This is a genomic window from Hymenobacter sp. IS2118 (genome assembly GCF_000715495.1).
Lineage (GTDB): Bacteria > Bacteroidota > Bacteroidia > Cytophagales > Hymenobacteraceae > Hymenobacter.
Genome location: NZ_JNLX01000067.1, coordinates 64,313 through 78,956 on the forward strand (window position 1 = coordinate 64,313; position 14,644 = coordinate 78,956).

Here is a 14,644-nt window from a genome sequence, read left to right on the forward strand (position 1 = left end):
TCTCAGCGTTGTTTCGTAAGCCAGCCTTTGCGCCAGAAATAATACAGCTGGCCAATCACCATCAGGCCCATGAGGGCGAGCACGGCGGGGTAGCCCCAGGGCTGATACAGCTCGGGCATGTTGAGCGGGTTGGCGCCGGCGGGCGGGGCCTCGCGCTGAAAGTTCATGCCGTACACGCCGGCCACGAAGCTCAGCGGAATGAAGATGGCGCTGATGATGGTGAGCACCTTCATCACCTCGTTCATGCGGTTGCTCTGGTCCGAAAGAAACAGCTCGGTGAGGCTGCTGATGTTTTCGCGGTAGCTCTCGGCCAGGTCCAGGGCCTGCATGGAATGGTCGTAGGCATCCTTGAAATACACCTTGATATCCTCGGGCATCACCTCGTCGGGCAGGCGCAGGATTTCGCTGATTTTGTCGCGCTCCGGGTACACCAGGCGCCGAAACCGCACAATGTCTTTTTTGATGCGCAAAATGCGGTTGAGCATGCGGCGCTCCCGGCGCTCCGAAAAAATCCGGTCCTCCAGGCTTTCGAGGTAGTCCCCGATGGCGGCCATGGTGGGGAAATAATGGTCGATGACGACGTCGGTGAGGGCGTAGGCCAGGTAGAGCGAGGGCTTGCGCTTGGTGGTGCTGAAATTGCCGCGCAGGCGGTTGCGCAGCGCCTCCAGGCAGTCGTCGTAGTCGTCCTGAAAAGTGATGACGTAGTTGGGGCCGGTGAAAACTGAGAGCTGGTCGTCGTCGATTTCCAGCTCGTCGGTAAAGTCCGTCATCCGCGAAACCAGAAACAGCCGGTTATCGCCAAATACGTCCACTTTGGCCCGTTGGTAGTCGCCCAGCACGTCTTCCATCTGCAGCGGGTGCAGGTCAAAATCCAGCATCAGGCGCTCCATCAGGGCCAGGTCGCCGTAGCCGCGCACATCAATCCAGTGCTTCAGTTCGGGATGGGTCCGGAAGGCCTCCCACAAGTCGTCGTAGCGTTCGTATTGGGCTTCCGCAAACGTTGTGTCGTCGTAGGAATACAGGTACAGGCGGGGCTTGAGGGCGCCCTGCCGAATGACGAGGGAGCCGGGCCGCTGGCCGAGGGTTTCGGTTTGGTGGCGGGCCTGCAGCGTGGCCTCCCGGTCCGTGATGCCGTAGTCGGTGCCGTGGTCGTCGTCGTGCTCATCCTGGTCCACGTCGGGAGGGTGCGCTGGTTTGGGGGCGTGGGGTATCGAAGTCATGGCGGGAAAGCGAATAGGGGCCGAAGGTAGCAAGGTGCCGGCCTGGTGCCGTACTTTGCCGGCCGCGTCCCACAATTGCCATTTGAAAATTACCGCACCCCTGGCTGAAGCCGAAACGCCGTTGCCCCGCGCCGCCGCCCGGCTGCGGGTTTGGCTGGCCGAGAGCGGGGCCGAAGGTCCCGCCGCGCCGCGCCTGCCGCTGGCCTTCGACTCTTTCCTGTACTTGCGGCCCGCGCACCAGGCGTTGCAGCCCGCCGCCGGGGTCGTGCTCAGTGCCTACCTGGAAGACCCGGCCGCCGGCCGCACTGTGGCCCAGCTGCACCTGGCCCTGGATGCGGTGCCGGGCCGGGCGCAGAGCCCGGCGCAGGCCCCTTTTGGCGGCGTACAGCTGGCGGCCGGCGTCTCAGTCGCGGACTTGCACGGCCTGCTGGAAGCGGTAGAAGCGGCCCTGGTGCAGCGGGGAATCCGGGAAGTTGCCCTGCGCGGCTACCCCTTCGCCTACGACCCCTCCGGGGCCGCCGTGCTGGCCGAAACCCTGCGCCAGCGCCGCTACCGCGTGGTACTGGCCGAGCAGAACTATCACCTCGACCCCGCCCGCCCTTACGAAGCGGGCCTGCACCCGTCGGAGCGCCGCCGCCTGCACAAATGCCAGCGCGCGGGCCTGCACTTCGAGCAGGAGCCGCCCTTCCTGCTGCCGGCCGCCTACGCTTTTATTCAGGCGTGCCGGCAGGAGCGGGGGCAGGCCTTGTCGCTGCCGCTGGAGCGGGTGCAGGAGCTATTCCAGCAATTTCCACGGGAGCATTTCCTGTTCTCCGTCCGCCAGCCCGACGGTGGTTGGGCGGCCCTCACCATTGCCATTCGGGTGAGCGAGCAGGTGCTCTACAATTTTTATCCGGCTAGTCCCCTACGCTGCAACTCCCTGAGCCCGGTGGTGCTGCTCAACGAAGGCCTGCACGCTTTCGCCAAAGCCAGTGATATCCGCGTGCTCGACCTCGGCACCTCCACCCTGGACACCGGCCCTAATGCCTCGCTGCTGCGCTTCAAGCGGCACCTGGGCGGCGTGGCCGGCCTGCGCCTGAGCTGGCGTAATTTTTAGTTGTTGGTTGTTAGTTGTCGGTTGCTAGTGCTGGCGCAATTCCCTAATAACCGACAACTAACAATCAACAACTAATAACACACTACCCTCGTGCCGCACGTTTCTACCACTTCATCAGCTCCGCGTCGCGCCATTTGGCGGGGCTTTGTGCGGGGCTCGCTGGGGGCGGGCGTGGCCGTGGTGGCGCGGGGCGCGGGGGCGCTTATTCTGAACAAGCTTTTCGCCGTGTACGCCCCGGTGGGCGGCCTCACCCTGCTGGCCCAGTTCCAGAACCTGATGGCCCTGCTCACCACCTTGCCCAACGACGGCGTGCACGTAGGCCTGGTAAAATACCTCGCGCCCCTGCGGCCGGGCAGCCTGCGTTACCGCGCTTGGTTGGGGGCGGCGGCGGGGCTCAATGCGGCGGCGCTGTTGGTTGGTGCCGTCGTACTGGCCAGCCGGGGGTTGCTGGGGTGGGGGTGGCCCAGCCTGGCCGCGTTTCTGCTCGGCATTGCGCTGCTCACGGGGCAGAGCCTACTGGGCGCGGCCCTGCTGGCGGCCGGGCGGCTGCGCGCCTACGTGAGCCTGACGGTGGTGCTGGCCGCGCTGGGCACCGGGGCGGCGGCGGCGGCGCTGTGGCGCAACTTGCCGCTGCCAGTGGTGCTGCTGGCCTATCTGCTGGCCCAGGGCCTCACGCTGCTGCCCGCGCTGGGGCTGGCGTCCCGGGCCGGCCTGCTCCGGCACTTGAAACTTTCATCTGCCATCAGCCGCGGGGCGGTGCGGGGGCTGAGCCAGTTTCTGCTCATGGCCGGAAGCTCGCTGCTCTTTGGCAAGGCGGTGGATTACGTGCTGCGCGACTACTTGCTAAGCACGTTTGGCCCGGCGCGCACCGATTTGTGGCAGACCGTGGCCAAGCTGTCGGACAACTACACGATGGTGTTTGCGGCGGTGATGGGCAGCGTCTTTTACCCCCGGCTGGCCGCGTTGGCGCCCGACCCGCGTGCGGCGCGGGCTTACCTGCGGGGCGTCCTGGGGCTGGTGGCGCCGGTGCTGGGCCTGGGCCTGGGGCTGATTTTTGCCTGTCGCGACTGGCTTTTGCCGCTGTTGTTTTCGCCGCAGCTGCTGGAGGCCCGGCAGTTTCTCGCGCCGCAGCTGCTGGGCGATTGGGCCAAGTTTTTGAGCTGGCTGTTCATTTTTCAGCTTAGCGCCAGGGCGCGCACCGGGCCGTACATCGCGGTGCAGGCCGGCTCGGCGGTGGTGTTTGGGGGCTTGCTGGTGGCGCTGCTGCCGCGGCTGGGTTTGCACGGGGCGGTGTGGGCCCACGCCGGGCGCTACGGGCTGTTGCTCGGGGCTTGCGTCGTCGCGCATGCGCTGGGCCCGAAGCGGGGATAAGGCTTTTCCGCCGTTCATTTGCGGCCCCTACGCCATGCCTGGTTCGTCCGTTTCTCTTTCTTCCACAAGTGAGCTGCCTTTGGTGAGCATCGTGGCGCTGTGCCACAACCACGCGCCATTCGTGCGCGAGGCGCTGGACTCTATCCGAAGCCAAACCTATCCGAACCTGGAAGTGTGGCTGGTTGATGATGCCAGCACCGACGGCAGCCCGGTTATTTTGCAGGAATACGCGGCCCAGAATCCCACTTGGCACTTGCTGCTGCTACCCGAAAACGTGGGCAACTGCCGCGCCTTCAATGCCGCTTTTTGGCAGAGCACTGGGCTGTTCGTTATCGATTTTGCCACCGATGACGTGCTGTTGCCGGAGCGGGTAGCCGAGCAGGTGGCCGTATTTGCGGCGGCGGCGCTCACTGTGGGCGTGGTGTACTCCAATGCCGAGCTGATGGCCGAGGATGGCCGCCTGCTGGGCCGGCATCACCGGCCCGACGGCCCCGGCCAACTGAAACCCCGGCCGGCCAGCGGCTGGGTATTTGCCGAGGTGCTGCGGCGGTATTTTATCAGCACGCCCACCATGATGATGCGCCGCGCCTGCCTCGAATCCCTGGGCGGCTACGACGAAACGCTGGCCTACGAAGACTTCGATTTCTGGGTGCGGGCCAGCCGCGACTGGCAGTTCCTCTACCTCGATGCCGTGACCACCCGCAAGCGCAAGCACCCGCGCAGCATGAGCAGCCGCGCCTATCAGCCGCACGACCCGTATTTGGCCTCCACCATTCGGGTCTGCGAAAAAGCCCTGGCCTTGCAGCGAACCCCCGACGAGCGTGCCGCCCTAGCCACGCGCCTGCGCTGGGAAATGCGCCAGGCCCTGCGCCGCGGCCGCTTCCCCGAAGCGCTGGCGCTGTTCGCCCTGCTGCGCCACACCACCAGGCCGACTGTACTGGACTTAGCTTTGGCCCTCGGAAGTAGGTTGGCCCGCTTGGGTTAGTTGCTGAATTGTTAATGCGCGCGCCAGCCACGCTTTTCACTGCGCACTAACAACGAATAACGAATAACCAGCAACTAAATAAAGCACCCGTGCCAAGTCATTTCCGATTAGCTGTTTTTGGCCGTGTGGTACTGTTGCCGGTGGCGCTGGTGCTGGCAACAGTAGTGGGGTTGGGTAGCTACTACGAAACCAGTGACGACGGCATCCTGGCCTGGCTTTTTTCGGGGGTGCTGGCGCTGGAGCCGGTTGCCGCCGTGCCGCTGTATTTCCACGGGTATGGGCACGTGCTGGCGGCGGCGTACGCGGCGGTGCCGGGGGTGGCGTGGCTGGGGTGGCTTACGGCGGCTTTGCTGTTGCTGGCTACGGTGCTCACATTCGCGGTGCTGGATGCGGTTTTTCGTGCGCGCTTCCGGCTGGGCGGGCGGGCGTTGGTGCTGGCGCTGGTGGTGTTTTTTGGCGTTGCGTGGCTGGAGCACTGGCTGTGGTTCAGCCACGTGCGGGTGGGCGTGCTGCTGGCGGGCGCGGGGGTGCTGTTTGCGGCCCAGCGGCCAAAGAATGGGGGCGCGCTGTTGGTCGGGCTGACTAGTTTGCTGGCGGCGTGGAGCATCCGGCCCAGTCTGGCAGTTTTGGGGTTTGGCGTGGCGCTGCCGGCAGCTTTTTGGCTGGCGGGTTCCTGGCGCCGGGCGGGGCCCGTGGTAGCGGGTGGCGGCCTGACGCTGGCGCTGGCCTTTGGCGTAGCGGCCGCAGTGGCCACCCCCGCCGAAAGCCGGGCGCAGCGCCAGTACCAGTCCCTGGCCCGTATTCTCGACTTCAACCAGCTGGCGCCCCGGCCCCGCACGCCCGCCGATAGCCTCGGCACGGCGGCGGTTAACCTTTGGTTACTCGGCGATACGACCGTGGTAAATGAGGGCCTGATTGACCGGGCCTATGTTTTCAACGCCCGAATTTTTGTGGGTAGCGTGGTGCTGGCCAAGCTGGTTTTGCGCGCCGGATTGTTGGGGCGCGACTATTTCCCCCTGCTTCTGGCGCTGGCCGTTACGGCGCTGATGGTGGCCCGCTGCCGTGCGAAACAACGCGCGTTTTGGCTCGTGCAAATCGGGTTTTTCGGGGTGGTTACTTTATTCGCCGGCTTGCTCAAATTGCCCCCGCGAATTGCCTTGCCCATCCTCGATTTCTGGGTGCTGGCCAATCTGATTTTTCTGGCGGGCACCGCGCGGCCTGCGGTTTCCAGGTCGTCGCATCCGGGCCAAGAAAACGAAGTGCCAATTACCGTTTTCCGGCCGTTGTGGCCCCCGCATTGGCGCCGGCTGGCCTGGGGCTTGAGCGTGCTGATACTGACGCTCTACGCAATCAAAACCACCCACCGCCGCTACGTGCTGAGCGCCGAGCGGCACCGCCACGAAACGGCGCTGCGGCAGCTCAGGCAACAGGCCCAGGGCGCCGTGCTGGTACTGGGCGGCACCACCGATTTCCTCAAAAGTCTCTCCCCGTTTCATACCTGGTATCCGGGCGCAACGGCCACGCTGCTGCTCACCGGCTGGCAATCGCAGGACCCCTCACAGGTTCGGCTGCGGCAACGGCTGCTGGGCCCGGCCGACCCCACCAACGCCCTGCGCCGTTTGGCCGGCGCCGCGCCGCCCGCCCAGTGGCTGCTTACCGCCGAAACGGCGCAGTGGCTGAACCGTCGTTTTCGATATGAAGCCGAATCAGATTCAATAGTTGAGCTGCGGCCCCTGGCGACATTGCCCGCTGATACTTCCTTCCGGTTTTACCAGCCGGTACTGCGCTGATGCGGCCCCGGAGTAGCCGGGTTTGACCGCTGATTTGGAGTAGCGCACGGTAATTGCCGGTCAGCAGGGCACCAATGCCATAATTTTATACCCGGCCCGGCGTCCCCACAGCGGACCTTTGCTCCGCCAAAAGCGTTTCATTACTTATTACCCACGTTTTCGTGCCTCCTTTTATGCTCTCCTCCACCATGACTTCCCGCGCCGAAGTTCTCCAGCATATGGAGGGCTTTTTGAAAGCCAATATGAACACCTTCCTCAAGAGTGTGGAAGACAGCTGGCAGCCTGCCGACTATCTGCCGGACTCACGGAAGGATACTTTTTTTGATGAGGTGAAGGAGCTGCGCGAGCGGGCCGGTAACCTCAGCTACGACCTGCTGGCCGTGCTCATCGGCGACACCATCACCGAGGAAGCGCTGCCCAACTACGAAGCCTGGTTCCACGAGCTCGACGACCTGAACCGCGACCCCGACAACGGCTGGGCCGAGTGGATTCGGGGCTGGACCGCCGAGGAAAACCGCCACGGCGACCTACTCAACCGCTACCTCTACCTCAGCGGGCGCGTGAACATGCGCGAGTTTGAGGTATCCACCCAGTACCTCATCAACGACGGCTTCGACCTGGGCACGGCCCACGACCCGTACCGCGCGTTTGTGTACACCAGCTATCAGGAGCAGGCCACCAACATCTCGCACCGCCGCGTGGGCCAGCTTGCCCGCACCGCCGGCGACGACCAACTCTCCAAAATCTGCGGTATGATTGCCGGCGACGAGAACCGCCACGCCCGCGTCTACAAAACCTTTGTGGAGAAAATCTTCGAAGTGGACCCCAGCGAAATGATGCTGGCCTTCGAGGACATGATGCGCAAGAAAATTGTGATGCCCGCCCACTACATGCGCGAAATGGGCGTTGAAATGGGCAAGACCTTCGGCCACTTCACCGACGCTGCCCAGCGCATCGGCGTGTACACCAGCGCCGACTACACCGACATCCTGGACTCGCTCATTCACGACTGGAAAATCGAGCACATCACCGACCTCAACGGCCCCGCCGAAAAGGCCCGCGACTACATCATGGCCCTGCCCAACCGCCTGCGCCGCGTGGCCGACCGCATGCCCGTGCCCAAGCTGGAATACAAATTCAAATGGATTTCGTAAGTACTGCGTGGAAATGAAAAAAAGCGGCCGGCCCTCGTAGTGAGGGTCGGCCGCTTTTTTCGTCATGTTGCTCAGTCAAGTTGTTCAGCCGACGTATTGCTTACCGGTTTCGGCCGGAGCTACTTCTCCACTTTCACGCCTTTCCAGAACGCCACGCGGCCTTTGATTTCCTTGGCGGCGTCCTTGGGCTCGGGGTAATACCAAGCGGCGTCCTTGTTCTTTTCGCCGTTCACACTCAGCGAATAGTAGCTGGCGCGGCCTTTCCAGGGGCAGGAAGTCTGGGCTACGCTGTCCTCAAAAAACTCCTTCTTGATAGAATCGGCGGGGAAGTAGTGGTTGTTTTCTACCACCACGGTTTCATCGCTCTCGGCAATGACGGTATTGTTCCAAATGGCTTTCATAAATTGTGAGGTAAGCTTTAGCTTGCCGTTCTGCAAAAGTGCAGCCGGGGTTAGACAACTGACGGCAAGCTAAAGCTTACCGTACGACACTGAACATAACCTGCGCCGGTGTTGTTTTCCGGGCCTATCCTGAAAGAAAATATATATGGCCGTTGGCTTCCGATTCCGCGATTTTGTGCCCGAAGACCAGCCCGAAAAGGGGTTTGAGTCGTTGTTTAAGCTGTTTATGCAGCTCGTTACCATCACTTCCGGCGATGTGGGCGAGGCGCTGCAATGGCTCAACGAGCTGGATAAGCAATACGGCCTCACCGACGACAACTACGGCATGGGCAACTTCATCGACGACCTGAAGAAAAAGGGCTATATCGATGAGAATGAGCAGCAAAAGGGCGAATTTAAGATTACGCCCAAAACCGAGCAGGGCATCCGCAAAAGCGCGCTGGAGGAGATTTTCGGCAAGCTGAAAAAGAGCAGCACTGGCAACCACCGCACCCCGCACACTGGCCAGGGCGACGAGCAGAGCACCGACCTGCGCGAATTCCGCTTCGGCGACTCGATGGAATCCATCCAGATGACCGAATCTATCCGCAACGCCCAGCTCAACCACGGCATGGAAAGCGGCGAATTCATGTTGACCGAGGGCGACCTGGAAGTGCGCGAAAACGAGCACAAGTCCCAGACCAGCACCGTGCTGATGATAGACATCTCGCACTCCATGATTCTCTACGGCGAAGACCGCATCACGCCCGCCAAAAAGGTGGCCATGGCTCTGGCCGAGCTGGTGAAGCAGAAGTACCCCAAGGATTTCCTCGACGTCATCGTGTTCGGTAACGACGCCTGGCAGATTGAAATCAAGGATTTGCCCTACCTGCAAGTGGGCCCGTACCACACCAACACCGTGGCCGGCCTGGAGCTGGCCATGGACCTGCTCCGCAAGCGCAAAACGCCCAACAAGCAGATATTTATGATTACCGACGGCAAGCCGACCTGCCTGAAAGAAGGCAACGGCTACTACAAAAATGCCTTCGGTCTCGACCGTAAAGTGGTGAACAAGACCCTGAACCTGGCCGCCGCCGCCCGCCGCATTCACATTCCCATCACCACCTTCATGATTACCTCCGACCCGTACCTGCAGAAATTTGTGGAGGAATTCACAGAGGTGAACCAGGGCAAAGCCTACTATTCGGGCCTCAAGGGCCTGGGGCATCTGGTGTTCGAGGACTACAAGAAAAACCGCCGCAAGACGCTGTAACTAACCGAAAAAAGCGGTGCCACTCGGCGCCGCTTTTTTTAGGCCTGGTTTCCTGCTTAAGGAACGTCTGGTTTACCGCGAAAGCTCCTCCAACTGGCGTTTTTCGCGGGCACTCAGGCTTTCCAAGCCCTTGTGGTTGATTTTATCGAGCAGCTTGTCCAGGTCGGCTTCCTGCTGGCTGATGCTGGTTTGGTAACGGTCGTCTACCGTCTGGTAGCCGGGCGCGGGCGCTAAGGCGTTGTTCAGCATCAGCGCGCCCGGCTTTTTGATGAGCAGGACGAAGAACGCAACCGCCGGCACCAGGATGGCGGCAATAGTGAGGTAGTTGGTTTTCAGTAGTTCGGGATAAAGCATGAGGACGCCCAGCAGGCCCACCAGCCCGCCGCCCAGGTGGGCATCGTGCCCAATGTTGCCGAGCCGCTTGCTGATGCCGTAGGCGCAGAACAGCACGTAGAGCAGGCCATAAAGCCAGCCGGGCACGTACACGCCCAGTAGGCCCACCTCCACATCAGGAATCAGGGTGATGGTGGCAAACACGAGGCCGCTGATGGCCCCGGAGGCGCCCACGGCCGTGTAGTCGTTTTCGCGGCGGTGCAGCAGCAGGGCCAGCAGGTTGCCACCCAGCAGGCTGGCCCCGTACAGCAAAAGGTAGTTGCGGTAGCCCAGCAACAGTTCGACCACGCTGCTGAAACAGTAGAACGTGACCACGTTGAACAGCAGGTGCACCCAGCCGGCGTGCAGCAGCCCCGAGGTGAATAACCGGTAGTACTGCCGGCCGTAGCGAATGTCCTTCACCCGAAACGCATACTGGTCGAGGTATTCCGGCTTTTTAAAACCCTGGTAGGAAACCAGCAGGGTGATAATCAGGACGGCCAGGCCGGCAATGCCAAAATCATTCATGGGAGGGCAGCGAGCAGCCGAAAGGCAAGAAGTGAAGCAGGGAAACCGGCCGGTGGCGGTCCGGCCTGGTTCGGGCCGCGAAAGGTAAAGCCGGTCCGTTACTTTTCAACCCCAACCAGCCCGGCCCGGCTGCGGATGCCAACTTCCGGGTCGCTCCTGAACCTCAGCCCGCCTTTCCCGGTTAAGCCCCCTGGGAAGTCCCTTTCCCGCCAACTTCTTCTATGAATCACTCCGAACATATCACCACCCTCGGCCAGCTTAAAAAGTCCGGCTACAAATCCCGCTCGGTGAAAGCCGAGCTTCGTGAAAACCTCATTCGCAAGCTGCGCCTGAAAGAGGACGTGTTTCCCGGCATCTTCGGCTACGAGGAAACCGTGATTCCGGAGCTGCAGCGCGCCATTCTGGCCGGGCACCACATCAACCTGCTGGGTTTGCGCGGCCAGGCCAAAACCCGCATTGCCCGCCTGCTCATCAACCTACTCGATGAGTACATGCCCGTGGTGGCCGGCGCCGAGCTGAACGACGACCCGCTACAGCCGCTATCGGTGTTTGCCAAAAACCTGATTGCCGAGCACGGCGACGACACGCCCGTGACCTGGATGCACCGCAACGACCGCTACACCGAGAAGCTGGCGACGCCCGACGTGTCGGTGGCCGACCTCATCGGCGACGCCGACCCCATCAAAGCCGCCACGCTGAAACTGCCGTATTCCGATGAGCGGGTGATTCACTTCGGCCTGATTCCGCGGGCGCACCGGGGCATTTTCGTGATTAACGAGCTGCCCGATTTGCAGGCCCGCATTCAGGTGTCGCTGTTCAATATTTTGCAGGAAGGCGACATTCAGATTCGTGGTTTCAAGGTGCGGCTGCCGCTCGATATCCAGTTCGTGTTCACGGCCAACCCCGAGGACTACACCAACCGCGGCAGCATCGTGACGCCGCTCAAGGACCGGATTGACGCCCAGATTATCACGCACTATCCCAAGTCTATCGAAATCGGCAAGCGCATCACCAAGCAGGAAGCCCGTATCAAAGACGAGCAGAAGGGCATGGTGACCAGCAACGAAGTCATCCACGACCTGGTGGAGCAGGTGGCCGTGGAGGCGCGCGGCTCCGAGTTTGTGGATGCCAAGTCGGGTGTGTCGGCCCGCCTCACCATCTCGGCCTACGAGCAGGTCATTGCCGGGGCCGAGCGCCGGGCGCTGCTCAACGGCGAAGAACAGACGTACGTGCGCCTGGGCGACTTCATTTCGGCCGTGCCTGCCGTGACTGGCAAGGTGGAGCTGGTGTACGAAGGTGAGCAGGAGGGAGCCGGCATCGTGGCCGAGAAGCTGATGGGTAAGGCCATCCGCACGCTCTTCCTCCAGTATTTTCCTGACCCCGATAAGAGCAAGAAGCTCAAGAACCGTGTGTCGCCCTACAAGGCCATTCAGGAGTGGTTTGGCAACGGCAATACGCTGGACCTGCTGCACGACGCCGATGCCGCCACCTACCGCAAGGCCCTCGACGACGTGCCCGGCCTGCGCGACATCGTGACCGAGCTGCACCCCAAGGAAACCCCCGAGCACACGTACTTCCTCATGGAATTCCTGCTCCACGGCCTGGCCGAGCACAGCCTGATTTCGCGCAACCGCCTCACCGCCGGCGCGCAGTTCAAGGACCTGCTGTCGTCCATGTTCACCATGCCCACCTTCGGCGATGATGACGACGAGGATGAGGACGAAGAGGAAAAGCCGCGCCGCCGCCGCTAAGTAGCGGCACCTCACCCCCAGCCCCTCTCCTCAGGGAGAGGGGAGTCAGACGATTGGCAAAAACGCCCCGCGTACCGATTGGTGCGCGGGGCGTTTCACGTTCATGCCAGGAGGAGGGTGTAGAATTCTTATATTGCCTGAAAACCCCGCCTTTATGCGTCGTCTCCTGTTAGCGTTGCTGTCGAGTGCCGGCGTGTTTGCCTGGGCTCCCACGTCTGCCCAAACCCTCGCGCCCAAGCCCGCCGTGCCGGGCAAAACCGTGGCCCAGACCCTGGCCCTGCTAGGCCTGGCCTCCAAATTCTACGCGGCCACCAAAGCCGCCCGGCTCGACTCGCTGCTGAACCAGCCCACGGTGCCCACCACCGTATTCGTGCCCACCAACGCCGCGTTTTCCCGCCTCGAAGCCACGGGCCTGGGGCGGGCCAGCACCACCGGCCAGGGCCTCGACCCCCACCAGTTGGAGCTGCTGCTGCGCTTCCACGTAGTGCCCGGCCGCTACCCCACCGAGGCCCTGAAAGCCGGCCAGACCCTGCGCACGCTCAACCCCGCGTTTGCGGTCAAAATCACGGCCCAGGGCCCCCGGCTCTTCGTGAGCGGCACCAACACCGCCCCGGTCGAGCTGGCCAATGCCTACATCGTGTGCAACAATGGCGTCATCCACCTCATCGAGGAGGTGATGATACCGTTTAAGCGGGCTGCTTCCGTGGGCTCGGGTAGCCATTAGTCACGCTACCTGTTAGTTGGTAAAAGCAAAAAGGCGACCCCATCGTGGGGTCGCCTTTTTTACGATTGGCCTGTTGCAGCGGCCCGGATGGCCTGAGCTATTGCCAGGTGTCGGTGCGCGTCTGGCTGGTGCCGCTGGGGGTGAAGGTTCGGTTGGCGCCGCCTTCCCACAGCACAGTACCGCCCGCGTCCTTACGAATGTATTTGTAGCTCACCACCGTGCCGCTGGTCAGGTTGATGGTGCCTTTCCACACCGGCCACGTCGCGCCGCTGAGCTTGATGGCGTTGGCCGTGTTCCAGGAGCCAAGCTGGGCGGTGCTGCCCACCACGTACACGTCCTGGCCGCTCACGGTGTTCGAGTAGTTCACGTTGAATGCCACGGCCGTGGTGCCCGTGCCGCCGCCGGTGGGCGGAGGGGTGGTGGTAGTGCCGCCGGTGGGCACCCACACGGCGTAGGAGCGGGCCCCCACCGGGAACACCGCGTAGCCGCTGGCGTTGGTGCTGATGGTGCCGCCGTTGTTGCCGGTGGCATCCGTCAGTGATACGCTTTTGAAGGGCGTGGTGATGCCCTTGCTGGCCGCGCCGCCGCCGTCGTTCAGCAGCATCAGCAGGCCCTTGTGGGTGGCGTCGCCGGCGCGGGAATAGGCATACACGTTGGCGTCGTTCACGCTGGTGTACTCCGAAGCCGCGCCGTAGCCATTGGCCTTGCGAATGGCGATGAGCTTCTTGATTTGCCCGCCCAGGCCGTACTCGTAGTAGTCGCGGTAGAACACGCAGGGGTAGCCCTTGTCGCGGGTCAGAATGTAGGCGTAAGCCAGCATCTTGAGGTTGGCAACCGGTGAAAACAGCGCGCCGGTGCTGTGGTCGGTGTCGTGGTTGTCCACGAAGCTCACCGACAGCGCGCCGTTGGCCTCGGTGAAGCCGGCAAATTGCAGGCCGCGCATGTCCCAGCTGCCGTTGCCGTTGCTCATGTCGTTGAACAGGTAGTGCAGCGGCACGTCGAAGAGGCTGGTGCGGCCCCCGGTGGCGGCGGCGTAGTTGTTCAGGTCGCCCAGGTTGCGGTACCAGGCCTCGCTCACGGCAAAGCGGCCGCTGGTGCCCTTCACGGCATCGAGCCACTGGTTCACGAAGGGCGTGTACATGTGCTTGGTAGCGTCGAGGCGGTAGCCGTCGAGCTGGAGCTTATTGGTAATCCAGTTGCCCCAGCCAATGGTTTCGTTAACGTTCGAGGAGTTGTTGTTGTACTGAATTTCGGAGCCCAGCAGGTTGTCGTAGGCATCGCCGTTGGCGTAGGGCTGAAAGTCGTAGGCTTTCCACTGGTACCAGCCGTTGTTGGGCGCCTGCTGGGTAGCGGTGAAGTTTTGCCAGTGCCACTGGTAGCTGCTGTAGGTATTGTTGCGGCCGGGGTAGGTGAAGCTCGTGTACACGTTGTACTGCCCGTTGGCTATCTCCTGGTTATCGGCCGAGGTGAAGTGGTTCATTACCATGTCTTCGTACACCTGCACGCCCTGGCCGTGCAGCGCCCCAATGGCGCTCTGCAGCTGCCCAATGGTGCCGTAGCGCGTAGCCACGGTGCCCTTCTGGTTGAACTCGCCCAGGTCGTAGCGGTCGTACACCCCGTAGCCCACGTCCAGTCTGCCCGAGCCCTTGTAGGCCGGTGGCAGCCACAGGGCCGTGATACCGGCCTGGCTCAGCTCAGTGGCTTTGCTGCCCAGGTTCTGCCACCAGCTGCCGGCCGGCGTGTTGGTGGGCACGTCCCAGTAAAAGCCCTGCATCATTACCCCGTTGGCCACGGTGGCATTGGCAGCGGTGGGGGCAACCGGCACCGGCGCGCTGGCCGTGGGGTTGAGGTTTTCTTTGGCGCAGCCGCCCAGCGTGAGCAGGGCAGCAGCCAAAGCGGCGCGGATGGTGCCGCGAAGCAATGTTTCCATAATGGGTGGGAATTTTAGTGAGAACGATTGCAAGGTATAGGGCCGAACTACCTGGTCAAAAGTTCAAAAT

Annotated in this window: 12 protein-coding genes; 8 read left to right on the plus strand and 4 right to left on the minus strand. The window is 62.5% G+C overall.

Going from position 1 to position 14,644, the window contains the following annotated elements; translation table 11 throughout:
• Positions 1-2: 2 nt before the first annotated feature.
• Positions 3-1,220: a magnesium/cobalt transporter CorA gene (corA, locus tag GM79_RS05345; RefSeq protein ID WP_081867573.1), complete on the minus strand. Its 1,218-nt coding sequence runs from the start codon at positions 1,218-1,220 to the stop codon at positions 3-5.
• An 82-nt stretch (positions 1,221-1,302) separates the two neighbouring features.
• On the opposite strand from corA, the gene GM79_RS05350 reads away from it, so the two are divergent.
• The 5 genes from GM79_RS05350 to GM79_RS05370 all read left to right on the plus strand — a co-directional run bounded on the left by GM79_RS05350 (position 1,303) and on the right by GM79_RS05370 (position 7,616).
• Positions 1,303-2,316 carry a hypothetical protein gene (locus GM79_RS05350; protein ID WP_035560394.1) on the plus strand — a complete coding sequence of 338 codons (1,014 nt, stop codon included), beginning with the start codon at positions 1,303-1,305 and terminating at the stop codon, positions 2,314-2,316.
• 90 nt (positions 2,317-2,406) lie between these two features.
• Positions 2,407-3,687, plus strand: a complete 1,281-nt coding sequence (locus tag GM79_RS05355) for a hypothetical protein (RefSeq protein WP_152559852.1) — start codon at positions 2,407-2,409, stop codon at positions 3,685-3,687.
• A 34-nt stretch (positions 3,688-3,721) separates the two neighbouring features.
• The gene (locus GM79_RS05360; protein WP_161787122.1) at positions 3,722-4,672 is read left to right on the plus strand and encodes a glycosyltransferase family 2 protein; all 951 of its coding nucleotides are present in this window, start codon (positions 3,722-3,724) and stop codon (positions 4,670-4,672) included.
• Between the two features lie 125 nt (positions 4,673-4,797).
• Positions 4,798-6,462, plus strand: coding sequence for a hypothetical protein (locus GM79_RS05365; protein ID WP_035560399.1), 1,665 nt, complete (start codon positions 4,798-4,800; stop codon positions 6,460-6,462).
• A 188-nt stretch (positions 6,463-6,650) separates the two neighbouring features.
• Entirely contained in the window at positions 6,651-7,616 is a 966-nt protein-coding gene (locus GM79_RS05370; RefSeq protein ID WP_200875583.1) for an acyl-ACP desaturase, read from the plus strand.
• 119 nt (positions 7,617-7,735) lie between these two features.
• Here the strand turns inward: GM79_RS05370 and GM79_RS05375 are convergent, their stop codons facing one another.
• Positions 7,736-8,017, minus strand: a complete 282-nt coding sequence (locus tag GM79_RS05375) for a DUF427 domain-containing protein (protein WP_035560405.1) — start codon at positions 8,015-8,017, stop codon at positions 7,736-7,738.
• Between the two features lie 145 nt (positions 8,018-8,162).
• On the opposite strand from GM79_RS05375, the gene GM79_RS05380 reads away from it, so the two are divergent.
• Entirely contained in the window at positions 8,163-9,269 is a 1,107-nt protein-coding gene (locus tag GM79_RS05380; protein ID WP_035560408.1) for a vWA domain-containing protein, read from the plus strand.
• Positions 9,270-9,341: 72 nt separating this feature from the next.
• Here GM79_RS05380 and GM79_RS05385 read toward each other — a convergent pair whose 3' ends face one another.
• Positions 9,342-10,169 (minus strand): rhomboid family intramembrane serine protease, encoded by an 828-nt coding sequence (locus GM79_RS05385; protein ID WP_035560411.1) that lies wholly within the window; start codon positions 10,167-10,169, stop codon positions 9,342-9,344.
• A gap of 221 nt (positions 10,170-10,390) precedes the next feature.
• Between GM79_RS05385 and GM79_RS05390 the strand changes: the two genes are divergently transcribed.
• Both GM79_RS05390 and GM79_RS22775 read left to right on the plus strand, forming a co-directional pair.
• Positions 10,391-11,920 (plus strand): sigma 54-interacting transcriptional regulator, encoded by a 1,530-nt coding sequence (locus tag GM79_RS05390; RefSeq protein WP_035560415.1) that lies wholly within the window; start codon positions 10,391-10,393, stop codon positions 11,918-11,920.
• 154 nt (positions 11,921-12,074) lie between these two features.
• Positions 12,075-12,644 carry a fasciclin domain-containing protein gene (locus GM79_RS22775; RefSeq protein ID WP_161787123.1) on the plus strand — a complete coding sequence of 190 codons (570 nt, stop codon included), beginning with the start codon at positions 12,075-12,077 and terminating at the stop codon, positions 12,642-12,644.
• Positions 12,645-12,741: 97 nt separating this feature from the next.
• On the opposite strand, the gene GM79_RS05400 is transcribed toward GM79_RS22775, so the two are convergent.
• Entirely contained in the window at positions 12,742-14,574 is a 1,833-nt protein-coding gene (locus GM79_RS05400; RefSeq protein ID WP_081867568.1) for an alpha-amylase domain-containing protein, read from the minus strand.
• Positions 14,575-14,644 lie beyond the last annotated feature (70 nt).

What these genes read in the sequence shown, in the direction of transcription:
- corA (WP_081867573.1), bottom strand. Translation starts at nt 1,220, where the DNA reads ATGACTTCGATACCCCACGCCCCCAAACCAGCGCACCCTCCCGACGTG.
- GM79_RS05360 (WP_161787122.1), top strand. Translation starts at nt 3,722, where the DNA reads ATGCCTGGTTCGTCCGTTTCTCTTTCTTCCACAAGTGAGCTGCCTTTG.
- GM79_RS05370 (WP_200875583.1), top strand. Translation starts at nt 6,651, where the DNA reads ATGACTTCCCGCGCCGAAGTTCTCCAGCATATGGAGGGCTTTTTGAAA.
- GM79_RS05375 (WP_035560405.1), bottom strand. Translation starts at nt 8,017, where the DNA reads ATGAAAGCCATTTGGAACAATACCGTCATTGCCGAGAGCGATGAAACC.
- GM79_RS05380 (WP_035560408.1), top strand. Translation starts at nt 8,163, where the DNA reads ATGGCCGTTGGCTTCCGATTCCGCGATTTTGTGCCCGAAGACCAGCCC.
- GM79_RS05385 (WP_035560411.1), bottom strand. Translation starts at nt 10,169, where the DNA reads ATGAATGATTTTGGCATTGCCGGCCTGGCCGTCCTGATTATCACCCTG.
- GM79_RS05390 (WP_035560415.1), top strand. Translation starts at nt 10,391, where the DNA reads ATGAATCACTCCGAACATATCACCACCCTCGGCCAGCTTAAAAAGTCC.
- GM79_RS22775 (WP_161787123.1), top strand. Translation starts at nt 12,075, where the DNA reads ATGCGTCGTCTCCTGTTAGCGTTGCTGTCGAGTGCCGGCGTGTTTGCC.
- GM79_RS05400 (WP_081867568.1), bottom strand. Translation starts at nt 14,574, where the DNA reads ATGGAAACATTGCTTCGCGGCACCATCCGCGCCGCTTTGGCTGCTGCC.